Raw genomic sequence first — 16,378 nt, 5'->3', positions numbered from 1 at the left:
TACTATTAGGGGTGATAAATATGAATGAAACAGATGCATGGAATTACTTTTTACAAAGTGGTGCAGTTAACGATTACCTAACCTATCTATCTATACAACAAGCTAAAAATACAGGTAAGGAGCTAGAAAACAACAATGAAAACTCTGACAGAGGGGCTAATACTGAGAGAACAGAATATCGGTGAAAGAGATAAGCTAGTAACTGCCCTTACTGTAGATAAAGGCATAATCAAAGGCTTTGCTAAAGGTGCAAAAAATATAAAAAGTCAAAATTGTGCCGGTACTCAGCTATTTACCTATTCTCGACTTTGCTTAATAGAAAGCAAAGGTCGAGATACATATGTTATCAGTGAGGCAAAGTCAAAGGAACAATTCTTTGGTCTTAGGAAAGATATAGCAAATATGTGCTTAGCACAATACTTTTCTGAGTTACTAATGAATATACTTGTTGATGGTGAGAAAAATAAAGAGGTTCTATCCTTAACACTAAATTCCCTATATTTATTGTCAGAAAACAAAAAGCCCCCTACCCTAATCAAAAGTTGTTTTGAGATGAGGTTACTTTCTATTTGTGGATATATGCCTGACCTTACTATGTGCAGTATTTGTGGCGAATATGACAGAGAAACTTTTTTCTTCCTACCACAAACAGGTTCGCTGATTTGTTCCCACTGTGCAAGTAGCGACAGTTTACCTTTTTCCATTACAATGGATAGAGGTATTACCAAGGCTCTCAGACACACTATTTATGCTGATGACAAAAAGCTATTTTCCTTTTCACTTAATGAAACCGGACTTGACACCTTAAACAGAGCAACAGAAGAATATGTAATCCGTCAAACGGAACGACATTACAAAACACTAGATTTTTATAAGGCAATGAGATAATATGAATAAACATTTTAAAGCACTTGAATTTGATAAAATATTAGAAATGCTTGGCAAAGAATGTTCATTTGCCGATGCAAGAGAACAGGCACTTACACTAAAACCTGTTTTCACAAAAGAAGAAACAGAAAAATTACTAAAAGAAACTGATGATGCCTATGTGCTTATCGGTAAATTTGGCACACCTAGCTTTGGTTCACCTACTAACTGTGCAAATCAGTTAAGGAGAGCACAAGCCGGTTCAGGACTAACTACCCTAGAGTTACTTCGCATTGGGGAAAATTTACGAGTTATTCGCTCACTAAGACAATGGCGTAATGCAAGTGATGACAGAGCAAGTTCACTTGATAAATACTTTAACAACCTAATGCCAAATAAGTTTCTTGAAGAAAAAATCAATGATGCAATTATTGCAGAGGATGAAATTTCCGACAAAGCATCCCCTACTCTATCTGATATTCGTAGGAAAATCCGTACTGCATCATCAAAGGCAAGAGAAGTTCTTGACAAGATTGTTAGAAGTTCCAACTACTCAAAGTTCCTACAGGACAAGGTTATCACTCAGCGTGACGGTAGATTTGTTGTACCGGTAAGAGCAGAATGCAGAGGCAGTATTCCCGGACTTGTACATGATACATCAGGTAGTGGTCAAACAGTATTTATTGAACCTATGGGTGTTGTTCAGGCTAACAACGATATTCGTATGTTACGAAACAAAGAAAAAGAAGAAATTGACAGAATTTTACTTGAACTTTCTTCAATGGCAGGTAACTGTGCAGACAGTATTATCGGCAGTTATCAAAACTTAATTGACCTTAATGTTATCTTTGCAAAAGGTAACTTAGCTTACACTATGAAGGCAGTTACACCTATTGTAAATGACAAAGGTTACATTAATCTAAAGAAAGCAAGACACCCACTAATCGACAAAGAAAAGGTTGTACCAGTTGATATTACTTTAGGTAAAGACTACACACTACTAGTTATTACAGGTCCTAACACAGGTGGTAAAACTGTATCACTAAAGACTACAGGACTACTAACCCTTATGGCAATGTCAGGTCTTATGATTCCTTGTGGTGACGAAAGTGAAATCTCTGTATTTAAGAAAATCCTTGTTGATATTGGTGACGAACAAAGCATTGAACAGAACCTTTCAACATTCTCTGCTCATATGACAAATACCATTGATATTCTAAAACAAGCATCAAGATTTTCACTTGTACTGATTGATGAACTTGGTGCAGGTACTGACCCGGTTGAAGGTGCAGCACTTGCAGTTGCAATTTTGCAGAAGTTAAAAGAAAAAGGTGCTAAAATTCAATGTACAACTCACTATGCAGAGTTAAAGGAATTTGCCATTACTACCGAAGGTGTAGAAAACGGTTGTTGTGAATTTGATGTACAAACATTAAGACCTACATACAAACTTTTAATCGGTATTCCCGGCAAAAGTAATGCCTTTGCAATCAGCAAAAGGCTAGGTCTTTCCGATGATATTATTGACAATGCACAACACCTTGTAAGTAGCGAAAGCAGAAGATTTGAAGATACTATTGAACAGCTTGAAAAACGCAGACAAACACTTGAAAAGCGACTAAAAGAAGCTAACGACACAAAGGCACTTGCAGGTCGTCAAAGAGAAAAGGCAAACAGTATTATTGAGAAAGCTAAGCGTGAGGCTGAAAGAGAAATCGAAAAAGCTCATCAAGAGGCTGAAAGAATCAGCAGTCGTACAAAGGCACAAGCACAAAGTATTCTTGACAGACTTGAAAACCTTGAGAAAAAGCAAAAAATGTCTGCTGAAGAAAAAGCAAAACTTCGCAAAAGCATTGACAAAATGGAGAATACTGCTGACCCAATCAAGGAAAAGAAAAATGAAAAGTACACACCACCAAGACCATTTAAGGTTGGTGACTCTGTACTTATCTTTGACATTGACAAGGATGCAGAAATTCTAAGTATTAACGAAAAAGACGGTACTGCTTATGTTCAGGCCGGTATCATCAAGACTAAGGTTAAATTATCTAACCTACGACTAAACAAAGAAAAGCCAAAGGTTACTGTACAGACTTCAAGAAAGAGAAATATGCCTAGCAAAATGGATATGAACCCTACAACAGAGGTTGATGTTCGTGGTGAAACTGCTATGGAGGCAATTATGGATGTTGATGCTGCTATTGACAATGCAGTTCTAATGAACATTAATCAGCTAACCATTATCCATGGTAAAGGCACAGGTGTACTTCGTGCAGAAATTCAAAAATACTTGCGTACCCACAAAAATATTAAGTCATTTAGACTTGGTAATTTTGGTGAGGGTGATGCCGGTGTTACAATCTGTGAAATTAAATAGTCTATAAATTTAATACTACAAAAGCAAAAAGGCAGTTAGTTCAAAACTAACTGCCTATTTTTACTTTTTCAATAGTATATCTAAATCACTTTTATCTTTTTCATAATAATCAAAATCATCTTTTGTACAATCAACAACCTTGCGAATATTATAGCTATGTAACACCTCATCAAGCTTTACCAGTTCACCATAACTATCATTATCATACTTTTCATTAGCCATAGTTTGGGTGTTACCACCTATTCCATATTCTTCACCGTTTTTCATTTCAATAGTAATCATTGCATTTCCACGGTCATCATCACTAACATAATACTTCTTAGCATCACTATAATTTATGGTAGTGCCTTTCCAATCAGTTATGCTATATTCAATAATTTTGTCATTCTTATAAACCACTTCATTTCTAAACATAAAAAGACTTAAGACACAATTTGCAACTAGGAATACAGCTATTGCAACAATAACAAAAGTAATGGCTTGTTTATCTGTCCAACCTGACTCATCATCTTCTAATTCTTTAAGAATTTTTTCTGTTTCTAACTGTTCTTGTGCAGTAGTAGTGTCCTTTTTCTCTGTATATGCCTCTATAACCCACTTGATTAAATATAGCAACACAAAAATAATCAGTGCTATCTCAATAAAAAATATAACAAAACCTATATCCAATATTTTGCCTAAAGTAACACATATTACACCATTTTCATCACTATCAACCGGCATTATATTTTCCAGTAATTTAATAATTCTACTTGCCAGAAAAAATCCACCTACTGCTGATATTGTGGCAAAAATAATTTTTATAGGGCTTGAATTTTTGATAGCTCTTATCTGTCTAAATAACATAATTCACCTTTACTAAAATGCACCCTAAAAATAGGGTGCATTGACTAATTAATTCTGTTTTCTAACGATTTTGTATTCATCATATGGGTCATAGAATGAACAATCATCAAAGCTACCTTGCATAAACTTAACTGCCTCATCTTCATCTAAGTTTACATCACAAGTGTAGTAGTCAAACTCATCATCATACACATAATGACTACAATAATCACAATTTGAACTTGCCATAATATCACTACCTTTTAATTATTCTTTGGTAAAATTTTATGTAAAGGAAGTTTTCCTTTAAACATTTTTTCAATTAGATAAATTGCTTCACCAAATCTTTTATTCTTTCTAAATACTGCAATAAATAAAACATTACTGATAACTACACAAACTATACCTCGTACTACAAGAGTAACAAGGTCACTGCTAAATGTAATTAAGTTACAAACAATATTTGTAACTGCACAAATAATTCCACCTACAATTGCAAATGTAAAAAGTAACTTTAAATAATCTACCATATGCTCTTTTTTGAACAACACAGTAAATAGGTTATGAATAAGCCATGGCATACCAATTACTAATGTTGAAATAACTGTAGAAAGTACAACACCGTATAAACCCCAAAACTGAACCATAATAATATTCATTGCCAAATTAGCAAGAGCAGTTACAAGTGGTCTGAATCTATCCTTATGCCAAAGTCCGGCAGCATCTTTATACATATTTAGCAGTTGATTTATTTCGTATATAAAGAAATAAATACAAATACAAATTACGATTGAATATTCCATCTGTAAATCTTTACCAACCCAAAATGCAATAAATGGCTGATATAAGCAAAGCAAACAACTGGTACAAACAGTTGAAACCCATACAATAAGTGCAGTGAATTTTTTCAAATCATTTAGATTTTTCTCTAAAGTTTCTACAATAATACTATTGCCGATACCTGCCAGACAAGCTGAATACACCATAGTCATTAAAGCTATAAGTGAAGTAATAACAAAGAAATAGTTTTGATAAATAGCTAAAGCAGTTAGTCCAAGGAAAGCAGAAATAACAATTGTATCTGCTGAATTAACAATTGTGCCACCTAATTTTGAGGTAAACAAATCTTTAATTCTTCTGTTAATTTTCTTAACTTCCGATTTTGGTAATTTACCCATTGGGTCATACTGTGGGTACATTTTCTTTGAAAAATATGCAGTAATTACATTTGCAAGAATTTGAGATACAAGAAGTGCAATTACATAGTAATAATAATTATGAAAAACACAAAGACCAACAACCTGTAATAAATACTTAAAGGTATCTGTACCTAAAGTAACTTTACTTGTAACATCAGTACGCTGATATGCTTGTAAAATACTATTACGGAAAGCAAATAGCCAATATGTAAATACTGTAGCCAATAGGTTTAGCAAATACAGTACATACACATTCATATCACTAGGAACTTTGCCACTAATTAAGTTAGGAATAAATGGTAGCAAAATCAAACCAAATACAAGGATTACACCACCGATTATTCTGTAATACCACTTATACAAATTCATTAATGCACAAATGGTTTTATTATCATCCTTTGTAATAGGCTCATACATTGAAAATACCATTGCAGAGCCAACACCAAGTTCAGCAATATTTAACACCTGTAAAATAGATGTAAACAAGCTATTCAGACCTAAATACTGTACACCTATTGTGTATATCATAACTGTTCTCATTACAAATGGTAGAACAATTTGATATAACTTTAATGCAACACCAAAAATAATATTTCTTGTTGCGTTTTTTGTTCTCTCTAACTTCATCTTATCAATTCCCTATATATAACCACTATTTAGAAACAATTTTTTCTATTGTACCATCTCTCTTTAAAATTGAGTTATCTGGTACATCCTTATCTACAATACAACCGGCAGATATTACGCAATTGTTTCCAACAGTAACACCTTTTAAGACCACAACATTAGTACCAAACCAACAATTATTTCCAATTGTAATCGGTGCTGTTTTGAATCCTTGTCTTGCAATAGTTTCAGGAATATTTTTAAAGATATGATTGTGATCATATATCTTTACATTTTCACCAAAAATACAATAATCACCAATAGTAATTTTTTCCTGTGCAGTAATTGAACAATCCCTATTAAAAAAAGTATGTTCACCTATTGTTAAAGTAGCACCCTTTTCTATTAAGAAATCTAGTCTTTCTCTGAAACTAACTGACTTTGGCCATATTAATTGCCCTTTATAAATAAAGTTATAATAAGCTTTTTTAAACTTATTTCCAATACGGAGTTTTAAATACATGATTTTCAATCTATTCATATAAACCTCTTTCAAACTTTCCATACATCAGTTGGGAAAGCATTTATTAGATCATTTCTGATTCTTCTATAAATTTCATCACTTGGTAAATGCATAGGTGACATTTCTATAGCTTCTTCAACATTATTTGCAACTTTAACTGAATATCTTTCAGTTGACCAATAATAATCATAATACTTTAAAAATTCATCTTTTCTAGTTCCTATATATACGGTAGGCACACCATATGCCTCTGCTAAAATAATACCATGCAATGAAGAAGAAACAACTTTTTCGGATGAGGCTATAACATCAATAAAATTTTTATAGTCTGTTGTTGCAACATTTAAATAATTAACACCATCGATTTTTTTAACATTTTTTTCAAAAAAATGAATAATAGCCGTAACTTTATACTTCTTTTTACAATTCGGTTTATAGATAAGTGGCATCAATATTGCCGGATCCCCATATACATTAGGACAATCGTAACCACAATTTAAAAGAATCTGTTGAGTGATAGGACCTCTTACAGCTCTAATATCATACTTAACATATTTTCTTTTGGAATAAATTTTATTAGCAAAAGCTATAGTATTTACACCACTACCCCAAATAATTGCATCAAATTCTTTTATACCTATTATTGAACCTATACCCAGAAAATGAGTGAATGACTTTACCGGCTTATTGATGTCAATATTGTTTCTTTCAATCATATAATCAAAAACTGTTTTAGATAATAAATCACCTATATTGGTATGGTCTTTCCAATATTCTAAATTCATACAATGTTTTTTATAGACAATCTTGTTCATACTTAGTTTATTTCTAAATATTCTTCTATATATCTTTTTCAAAAATTTTTTCATAATAACCTCTATATTTTGCACAACAAACTAAATAAAAGATAACACTTGTGTTTAATTATCTGCAACATTATTTCTTGTTTTTTGCTTAAACCTTGCTTCGAACAATTTTTCAAAATATCAACTACTGCAGGCTCTTTATAATATCTTTTTATGTCAGAATAAAGTTCAGAAAAACCTTTTGTTCTATCAAATCTCTTTGTATACCCTAAAAAACTTTTAAAATACTCATTATGTAATTCTATATTTTGCTTTTCGTTAATGTGCAAATTATAGTGATTAATAAGCTTTATTCTTGTGTTATACACCTTAACTTCATCCATAATTGTGCTGATTTTTGCACTTTTCATAGCACCTAAACTATTGATATAATAATTATAAATAGGCTCATCAATATACTCAAAATCATCTACACACATAAGATATTCCATTACAAAGCAAGCATCTTCTCCAACTTTCATTGATTTATCAAAACGAAGATTATTGCTCTTGATAACATCAGTGCTAAAAACTTTACACCAACAACTATTTACACTTTGATTTAAAACGAACAAATTAGTAATATCTAATTTTAGGTCGGTATTAGTTATTGTGGGATAATGATACACCCACGAACTTCCATCATCATTAAAACAATTATAGTTAAAGAAACAAAGTTTTCTACTGTCATAATCCTTTAAAACACTACGCAAAACACTATCTGCTTTATCATTAAAATAATCATCAGCATCAACGAAAATTATAACTTCACCATTTGCCATATCAATACCGGTATTTCTCGCATTTGAAACACCTTGATTTTCAATAGAAATACCTCTAATTCTTTTATCTTTAACCATATAATTTTCAATTATATTCCATGAGTTATCCTTACTACCGTCATCAACCAATATTAATTCAAAATCAATACCGGTTAGATTTAATACAGATTCTACACATCTCTCAAGATATTTCTCAGCATTATAAACCGGTATTATAAAACTAACTTTCATTTTTTCACCTACTATTACTTTTAGTAAAATAAATATGGGACTGTTTCGTTATATCCTCTGAATACAAAAGTATACCACCAAAAGAAAAATGTTATACCTATAATAATTGTTCCCCAAATAATTCGTGACCTTTTATTAAAAGCCTTAAGTGTATTGCATAATAACAAAATTTGAAACGGCATAAAGTAATAGCCGATTCTAGAAATATAAGTAGAAATCATAGAACCGAAATTTGCCATAAATAAAACAGCAACACTAACAATTAAAAATATACATTCAATATTTTTATTTTTCAGTTTTCTATAGAATAATATACCAAAAGCAATACAAATAGCATATTGCAATATCACCATAAATTCAACACCATTGTTACCGGCAAAACTACCACCTGTAAGATAATTTAAATAATTATCTCTCAACAAGCCAAAGCCTACAAGAGAATCAATTAGAGTTGTGCCTACTACTAATAGAATAGCAATACCAACAACAATAATACCTACTTGAAATATCTTTGTGGATGTTTTTTTGTTTCTATTTTCCCTTAATAACAAATAAATAGGTAAAATCACTAATCCGATTATTGCAGAAGAATGGAAAAGTATAGCAATAATATTAAATAATGCATACATTTTATATTGTCTATTGGCTAAATATGTCCAAGCATAAAACAAAATAGAAATTGCAATACACTGTCTCATTATATTTAAGGAATAGTTATATATTGTTAAATAAAACAACAACATTCCAAACCAAATAGGTATATTGTACATTTTTTTGCATCTTTTTAATGCAAAATACATAAACCCGCAAGTAATCAGTGAATAAACAAAAAATCCTAAATGATAATCTTTTACTACAAGTGAAAGTAAATATGTAATAAAATAATATGCCGGGTCTGATAAAACTGATGTAACTCTAGTACTGAAAAAATTAGAAAATCCTGTGCTATTTACAGCATCTAAATATGAGGATTTACCATAAACTAATACATCTGTACCAATAGTATCGGCTCTAAAACCGGCTAATAATGTTGGTAATAATATGCCCACAATTATAAATACTCTTCTAACTATACTGTATTGTGATTTTTCGGCGAATAAAAGTAAAACTGTGGATAAAGTAAATGTTACAATATAAGGTAACATTAGTTCATCTCCTTTTATTTAAGATAGAAATTTTGCATTTCTAAACTTGCACTTTTAATGTCGTAACCATTATCAATAATCTGTTGTCTGTAAGATTTTCTATTTTCGATAGTTGGTTTGTAATTACAAATTTCTTCAGCCCACTGCTCTTCTGTACCTTCAATTGGCAAGAAATTTACTAAATCAGTCACTGCCATTTCATCAGTTATCTTATCTGAAGCAAGAGACATTAAACCGTTTGATTGATTCTCTACAAGGACTACCGGCAAGCCTTCATATAGTGAAGGTAAAACAAATAAGTCCATAGCATTTAATAATTCAGGAACATCATCTCTAACACCAAGGAAATTTATTTTATCATATATTCCCATCTTTTTAGCTAAAGATTTAATTTCTTTTTCTTCAGTTCCTCTTCCTACAACTACAAGTGCAGTATCATTTCTTTTTTCAAGAACCTTTTTATATACTCTCCATAAGAAAGGATAATTTTTTGGTTCGGATAACCTACCAACAATACCTATCACAAACTTATCTTCTACGCCAAGTTCTTTTCTTTTTTCAAGGCGTTTTTCATTTGAAAATGCAAATTTAGAAGTATCAACTGCATTTTTCATAATGTGAACTTTGCCACTTTCAACTGCTCTCTTACCCCACATAAAAACACCGGCATCTCGGCCACAAGCAAATAAATCTGTTGCATTAGATAATGCTATTCTTTTATGTATAATATTTTTCACTTTTTGCATAAAAGTAATAGGTTCGTAGGCAACATGAGAATGTATAATTCTCTTTTTGATATTATGTTTTTTTGCTATTTGCATTACCTCATCTGCATAAATTCCATAATGAGAATGAATAACATCATAGTCACCCTTATCAATAATATCTTCAATTTGTTTTAAGTATTTTTTCTTATTTTCTGTTTTTTTTACAATTTTGAAAATTTTACAACCTTGTTCAGTCAAATAATCTTCAAAAATACCTTTCTTATATAAATCACTTATAACAAAATCGAATTGCACCTTATTGTGATCCATATTCCGATAGTAATCATATACTAATCTTTCTACTCCACCACCGTCTAAAGAAAATAGTTCATGTAATACTCTTACCATCATAATCTCCTCTTAATCCATATTTATCATTATAATCAAAATTATTTTAAACTGATACACTACCATCAAACTTATTGTATAGTTTCAAGAACAATCTTTTATTAATTAGCAATGATAAAATTTTTACCTTTTCAGCTTTTCTTATTTTTTTAGACTTTAACAAATAACCTGAATTAGTCTTTATAAATTTAATAATTCTTATTTGGTAATCTGGAAAATCATCCATACCACTATTTAAAATCTGCTGAAGATTTTTTAAATAAACTCTTACTTTTAAATTCATAATTTCATCACTAATATTAGGCCAAGTTTTTAGCATAAATTCTGTTTCTTGATCAGCAACATCAAGAACAGCAAGGGTTTTTTCGGAACACTTCATATGCATTATTGATTCATTATGTTGAATGTAAAAGTACATTTTTGCATCACTATATGCAATTTTATCAACTTTTGAAAGCACCCTATATGTAGTTAAATAATCCTCGTATAATTTTCCAACAGGATATTTAAAATCTTTCCACAATTCAGCTGAAAATAATTTTCCCCAAGCCGTGTGGTCAATATCATCACAAAGACATATTTTTCTAACTATTTCTTCACTTGTTGCCACCTTTGAAAAGGTGGCTTTACTGCCCTTAGGTTTTGAATTTTCACCAAATGCCACTCCACCAACAATAGAGACTGAAATATTATCTTCAAGTGTTATTAATCTATATAGCTCTTGTAAATAATCTTTATCTACAATATCATCACCATCAACAAATGCTAAATACTTTCCTACACTCTTTCTTATACCTGCGTTACGAGCATCTGACAGTCCACCGTTTTCTTTATGAATAACAGTTATTCTACTGTCTTTATTGGCTAATTCATCACAAATTTTCGGAGTGTTATCCTTTGAACCGTCATCAACTAACAAAATTTCAAAATCACTGAAACTTTGCTCTAAAATGCTATTTACACATTTTTCAATATATTTTTCTACATTATAAGCAGGTATTATTACTGATATTTTAAGAAAAATATTTTTATCCATTATTCAAATTCTCCTATATATAGTTTTTCAAGTTCTTTTGATTCTTTTTCAATATCATAATGAGCTTTTCTTATGTCATTTAACACATTGGTTTCTCTAGGTACACCCAGCATACTGTCAATCTTTTCTGCCCATTCTTCTGGTGACTTTTCTATTGAATAAAATTCAATATTATCTGTAATTGCACATTTCTTGTCAACTCTATCAGATACTAAACACTTTAAATCAGCAGCTTGTGCTTCGATTGATACTACCGGCAAACCTTCAAATAAAGATGGCAATACAAAAGCATCCATTGCTTGGTAACATTCATTGGCGTTTGTAATATTGCCTGTAAAAATTACAGAACTTTCAATATTCTTTTCTTTTATATATTCTTTTACATTTTCTTCTAATTCTCCGGATCCAATTAACATTAGCTTTGCATCCGGATGGATTTTTAAAAATTTAGCAAAAATATCTACCAAAAATAAATGATTTTTTTGTTCCATAAAACGACCAATATGACCAATACATATTTCGTTATTAATGCCGTATTTTTTTCTTATTTTATTTCGGATTTCTTCATTATATTTAAACTTATTAAGGTCAATAGCATTGTTCATCATATAAACATTACCATTGTCCATATTTTTTTTGCCAAACATAAATACCCCTGCATCATAACCACAAGTAGCATATACATTAGCACAAATTTTATTTACTACCTTAAGCACTTTCCAAGTAACTTTTTTTACAAAACTGTTTGTTTTAAAGGCATTATGTGAATGAGAAATTCTCACCTTTACACCTGCTAATCTTGCAAAAAACAATACTGTAAAGTTTGTCAACGTCATATGACTATGTACAATATCAAACTTTTCTTTTTTCATTAATTTCCTTAAATCAGAGAAATTCTTTACAATACTTTTATTTTTATGTGTTACAATATGTACCTTTACGCCTGCATCTTCAAACTGCTTAATACAACCATCAACATTTATATCTTGTGTAATAATATGAAAATCGAGCTTTTCTTTGTCCATGTGAGAAATGTAATTCAAAAGAATACTCTCAACGCCACCAAATTCTAATCTTGTTACTGACTGTGCTATCTTTATTTTATTATTCATTAATACTTTCCTCATCGTTTAAAAATAATTTTTCTGTTTCTAATGACACTCTCTTTGCATCAAACTTTTCATATACTGCTTTAGTGCTGTTTTCTATTAATTGATTTCTAAATTCGTTATCACTATAAATCTTATAAATAGCATCAGCAGTTTCTTTTGGTGACTCAGGTTTTACCAGCACACCTGTTTTGTTATTATCAATAACTGTAGGTATAGCATCTACACCACAAGCAACAATAGGCTTTTTCGCAAGCATATATTCCGGCAATACAAGGCCAAAACCTTCCCATCTTGAAAGCAAAGTAGCTATATCAAAAAGTCCAACATAACTTAACGGATTATCTACCCAACCGGTAATAGTTAGGGAATTTTCTATGCCCTTTTCTCTTGCATATGAAAGCACTTCTTCTTTCATATCACCATCGCCAACAAGAACAAAATGGGCATTTTTTATCTTTTCTTTAACCTTTACTGCTGATTGAATAAAAATATCAGGTGACTTTTGAAGTGACAATCTTCCTACCTGACCGATTACAAATGCATCCTCCTTGATACCAAGACTTTCTCTTGTAACTGAATTTGCTAATTGTTTTTCACAATTTTCAATATCAATACCATTTAGAATTACATTTAATTTTTTATCTTTTGCGATTTTGTTCTCCTGTGCAGAAACTTTCTCAGCATCGGAAATACACACAAAATCAGTAGTTAACGGTGACAAAAACTTCTCAATCATTCTGTACATCAACTTTTTCTTACTGCCACAATCCATATTAAAAGCCCAACCATGTGGATTATATACAACTTTATTTTTAATACCAAAGTCTGCAATTCTACCGATTGCACCGGCTTTGCTAGAGTGTACATAAACAATGTCAGGCTTTTCATTTTTTATTATTTTTCGTACAGATTTAATAGCAGAGAAATCAGCCTTTGCACTGATTTCTCTCTGCATTTTTACAACAATAAATTTGTCAACTATATTTTTATAGTCTTTTTCTTCAAAGTCATTTGAACATACCAATACATTTTCAAATTTTTCTCTGTCAAAATACTTAAGTAGTGATTGTAAATATCTATCTACACCACCTGCTGCTTGAGCAATATGTAAAACTTTAGTTTTCTTATGCATTGTTATGTTCTCCCACAATTAAAACTTAAATGTATCCTTTAAACCTAACCACTTTTGGTCTTTATCGCTTAGGTTTAGCTTTGTACCGTCTTTTAGGTGATAATTACCTACTTCACAAGTACCGTCATAGTTGCCTTCAAGTTCAGGCCATTCAATACCAATTTCAGGGTCATTCCAAGCAAGACCACCTTCATCTCCCGGATGATAAAAGTCGGTAACCTTGTAACAAAATTCTGCTTCATCACTAAGAACTAGGAAACCATGAGCAAAACCTTCTGAAATATAGAACTGCTTTTTATTTTCTTCAGTTAGTTCAACACCATACCACTTACCGTATGTTTCGCTACCTGAACGCAAGTCAACTGCCACATCAAAAACTCTACCCTTAATAGCTCTTACAAGTTTACCTTGTGGGTACTGCTTTTGGAAGTGAAGACCCCTTAGTACACCCTTTGTACTCATACTTTGGTTATCTTGTACAAATACCATATCAAGACCTGCTTCGTGCATATCGTTCTGGTTATATGTTTCCATAAAATAACCACGGTTGTCACCATGTACTGCAGGTTCAATAATATATAGTCCTTCGATTGGACACTTTGTTACTTTAATCTGTCCCATTTCTCTTACCTCTTATAAATCAATAATCAATTTCTTTCAAATATCTGCTTAAAGCATCTTTCCATTCAGGTAGTGGAGTAAATCCATTATCAACTAATTTAGTTTTGTTAAGTCTTGAGTTAAATGGTCGTCTAGCCTTAGACACACCGTATTCCTCAGTAGTTACAGGATTCACTTTTGTGTTATAACCTGCCTGTTTAAAGATTTCACAAGCAAAATCATACCAGCTAATATATCCACCCTCATTAGTTGCGTGGTAGTAACCATACTTATCGGTTTCTATCATATCAACTAAAAGTCTTGATAAATCATAAGTATATGTTGGTGTACCGATTTGGTCATTAACAACCTTTAGGGTATCAAACTTCTTACCTACATTAAGCATAGTTTTGATAAAGTTATTGCCGTTTACACCGAATACCCATGCAATTCTTACAATAAAGTATTTCTCTAGGTTTAGGCTAACAACCTTTTCACCCATAAGTTTAGATTCACCATATACATTAAGTGGTGCATAGTCCTTGCAATCTTCATTCCAAGGTCTTGTACCATAGCCGTCAAATACATAGTCGGTACTTATATAAACCATTTTGCAATCAAGTTCTTTACAAACCTTTGCAATGTTTTCTGTACCACCAACATTGATAGCCATTACTTTTTCTTTATTTTCACTTTCTTCTGCCAAGTCAACTGCAGTCCAAGCAGCACAATGAACAACTACATCAGGATTTACCTTTTTGATAGTTTCAGTTACTTCTTGGCTATTAGTAATATCCATTTGTACATAGTCCATCTTTGTTACTGCTGTACCGTCATCAGCACCACTGTACTTAGGTGCAATATCTGAACCTACACCTTCATAACCTCTTTTATGAAGTTCGTTCATTACATCATGACCAAGCTGACCTGCAACACCTGTTACTAAAACCTTCATTATCTGTCACCATACATTTTTTCGTAATAGTTCTGATATTCACCACTAATGATAGTTTCCCACCATTCACGGTTATCAAGATACCACTGAATTGTCTTTTTTATACCGTCTTCAAACTTAGTTTCAGGTAGCCAACCTAGTTCGTTGTGAATCTTTGTAGGGTCAATAGCGTAACGCATATCGTGACCCTTTCTATCTGTTACATATGTAATTAAGCTTTCAGGCTTATTAAGTTCTTTACAAATAATCTTAACAATGTCAATGTTTCTCTTTTCGTTATGACCACCAACATTATAAACTTCACCAACTCTACCATTGTGAATGATTAAGTCAATAGCCTTACAATGGTCCTCAACATATAACCAGTCACGAATATTTAAGCCTTCACCATAAACAGGAAGTGGCTTATCGGCTAAAGCATTAGCAATCATAAGTGGAATTAGCTTTTCAGGGAAGTGATATGGACCATAGTTGTTTGAACAACGGCTGATTGTTACAGGTAGGTCATATGTTCTGTGATAAGCAAGAACTAATAAGTCAGCACCTGCCTTTGATGAACTGTATGGACTACTTGTGTGGATAGGTGTTTCTTCTGTAAAGAATAAATCAGGTCTGTCAAGTGGCAAATCGCCATAGACTTCATCTGTAGAAACCTGATGATAACGCTTGATACCATACTTTCTACAAGCATCCATAAGAACAGCAGTACCCTTAATGTTAGTATCTAGGAAAACTTCAGGGTTTTCAATAGAACGGTCAACATGGCTTTCTGCTGCAAAATTTACAACCATATCAGGATGTTCTTCTTCAAATAGCTTATAAACTGCTTCTCTGTCACAAATATCTTCCTTTACAAAACGGAAGTTAGGGTTATCCATAACCGGTGCAAGTGTTGATAAGTTACCGGCATAGGTTAGCTTATCAAGACATACAATTCTATAATCCGGATATTTATTTAGCATATGAAATACGAAATTTGAGCCGATAAAACTGGAACCACCTGCTAAAATAATACCTTTCATATTTTA

17 protein-coding genes are annotated in these 16,378 nt (G+C 31.7%); 3 read left to right on the top strand and 14 right to left on the bottom strand.

Going from position 1 to position 16,378, the window contains the following annotated elements; all coding sequences use genetic code 11:
- Window positions 1-20 precede the first annotated feature (20 nt).
- From E5Z56_RS11685 to E5Z56_RS06110, 3 genes are read left to right on the top strand one after another with little or no spacing between them, the layout of a single operon-like run.
- On the top strand, window positions 21-185 hold the full coding sequence (locus tag E5Z56_RS11685; protein WP_175405395.1) for a hypothetical protein: 165 nt from the start codon (window positions 21-23) through the stop codon (window positions 183-185).
- A complete protein-coding gene (gene recO, locus E5Z56_RS06115) occupies window positions 136-888 on the top strand; it encodes a DNA repair protein RecO (protein ID WP_138157037.1) in 753 nt (250 codons plus the stop codon). The genes E5Z56_RS11685 and recO overlap by 50 nt, the downstream gene beginning before the upstream one ends.
- Before the next feature lies 1 nt (window position 889).
- Window positions 890-3,244, top strand: coding sequence for an endonuclease MutS2 (locus E5Z56_RS06110; protein ID WP_138157036.1), 2,355 nt, complete (start codon window positions 890-892; stop codon window positions 3,242-3,244).
- Between the two features lie 60 nt (window positions 3,245-3,304).
- Here E5Z56_RS06110 and E5Z56_RS06105 read toward each other — a convergent pair whose 3' ends face one another.
- From E5Z56_RS06105 to rfbB, 14 genes are read right to left on the bottom strand one after another with little or no spacing between them, the layout of a single operon-like run.
- Entirely contained in the window at window positions 3,305-4,090 is a 786-nt protein-coding gene (locus E5Z56_RS06105; protein ID WP_138157035.1) for a hypothetical protein, read from the bottom strand.
- A 48-nt stretch (window positions 4,091-4,138) separates the two neighbouring features.
- Window positions 4,139-4,318 (bottom strand): DUF6472 family protein, encoded by a 180-nt coding sequence (locus tag E5Z56_RS06100; protein WP_022505078.1) that lies wholly within the window; start codon window positions 4,316-4,318, stop codon window positions 4,139-4,141.
- Between the two features lie 14 nt (window positions 4,319-4,332).
- Window positions 4,333-5,895, bottom strand: coding sequence for a lipopolysaccharide biosynthesis protein (locus E5Z56_RS06095; RefSeq protein ID WP_138157034.1), 1,563 nt, complete (start codon window positions 5,893-5,895; stop codon window positions 4,333-4,335).
- 25 nt (window positions 5,896-5,920) lie between these two features.
- Window positions 5,921-6,415 carry an acyltransferase gene (locus tag E5Z56_RS06090; protein ID WP_175405394.1) on the bottom strand — a complete coding sequence of 165 codons (495 nt, stop codon included), beginning with the start codon at window positions 6,413-6,415 and terminating at the stop codon, window positions 5,921-5,923.
- 11 nt (window positions 6,416-6,426) lie between these two features.
- Window positions 6,427-7,266 (bottom strand): polysaccharide pyruvyl transferase family protein, encoded by an 840-nt coding sequence (locus E5Z56_RS06085; protein WP_138157032.1) that lies wholly within the window; start codon window positions 7,264-7,266, stop codon window positions 6,427-6,429.
- 8 nt (window positions 7,267-7,274) lie between these two features.
- Window positions 7,275-8,255, bottom strand: a complete 981-nt coding sequence (locus E5Z56_RS06080) for a glycosyltransferase family 2 protein (RefSeq protein ID WP_138157031.1) — start codon at window positions 8,253-8,255, stop codon at window positions 7,275-7,277.
- 20 nt (window positions 8,256-8,275) lie between these two features.
- Window positions 8,276-9,400, bottom strand: a complete 1,125-nt coding sequence (locus E5Z56_RS06075) for an EpsG family protein (protein ID WP_138157030.1) — start codon at window positions 9,398-9,400, stop codon at window positions 8,276-8,278.
- Window positions 9,401-9,414: 14 nt separating this feature from the next.
- Window positions 9,415-10,518 (bottom strand): glycosyltransferase, encoded by a 1,104-nt coding sequence (locus E5Z56_RS06070; protein ID WP_138157029.1) that lies wholly within the window; start codon window positions 10,516-10,518, stop codon window positions 9,415-9,417.
- A 43-nt stretch (window positions 10,519-10,561) separates the two neighbouring features.
- Window positions 10,562-11,551, bottom strand: coding sequence for a glycosyltransferase family 2 protein (locus E5Z56_RS06065; protein ID WP_138157028.1), 990 nt, complete (start codon window positions 11,549-11,551; stop codon window positions 10,562-10,564).
- Window positions 11,551-12,663 (bottom strand): glycosyltransferase family 1 protein, encoded by a 1,113-nt coding sequence (locus E5Z56_RS06060; protein WP_175405393.1) that lies wholly within the window; start codon window positions 12,661-12,663, stop codon window positions 11,551-11,553. The genes E5Z56_RS06065 and E5Z56_RS06060 overlap by 1 nt, the downstream gene beginning before the upstream one ends.
- Complete coding sequence (locus E5Z56_RS06055) at window positions 12,656-13,795, bottom strand: glycosyltransferase family 4 protein (RefSeq protein ID WP_138157026.1); 1,140 nt, start codon at window positions 13,793-13,795, stop codon at window positions 12,656-12,658. Before E5Z56_RS06055 ends, E5Z56_RS06060 begins: the two co-directional genes overlap by 8 nt.
- Window positions 13,796-13,813: 18 nt before the next feature.
- Window positions 13,814-14,416: a dTDP-4-dehydrorhamnose 3,5-epimerase gene (gene rfbC / locus E5Z56_RS06050; protein ID WP_022505066.1), complete on the bottom strand. Its 603-nt coding sequence runs from the start codon at window positions 14,414-14,416 to the stop codon at window positions 13,814-13,816.
- Between the two features lie 19 nt (window positions 14,417-14,435).
- Complete coding sequence (gene rfbD / locus E5Z56_RS06045) at window positions 14,436-15,350, bottom strand: dTDP-4-dehydrorhamnose reductase (protein ID WP_138157025.1); 915 nt, start codon at window positions 15,348-15,350, stop codon at window positions 14,436-14,438.
- The gene (rfbB, locus tag E5Z56_RS06040; RefSeq protein ID WP_138157024.1) at window positions 15,350-16,372 is read right to left on the bottom strand and encodes a dTDP-glucose 4,6-dehydratase; all 1,023 of its coding nucleotides are present in this window, start codon (window positions 16,370-16,372) and stop codon (window positions 15,350-15,352) included. Before rfbB ends, rfbD begins: the two co-directional genes overlap by 1 nt.
- Window positions 16,373-16,378 lie beyond the last annotated feature (6 nt).

This window comes from Ruminococcus bovis (assembly GCF_005601135.1).
Lineage (GTDB): Bacteria > Bacillota > Clostridia > Oscillospirales > Acutalibacteraceae > Ruminococcoides > Ruminococcoides bovis.
The sequence above is the reverse complement of the archived record's forward strand: the minus strand, read 5'-3'. Positions and strand labels throughout refer to the sequence as shown.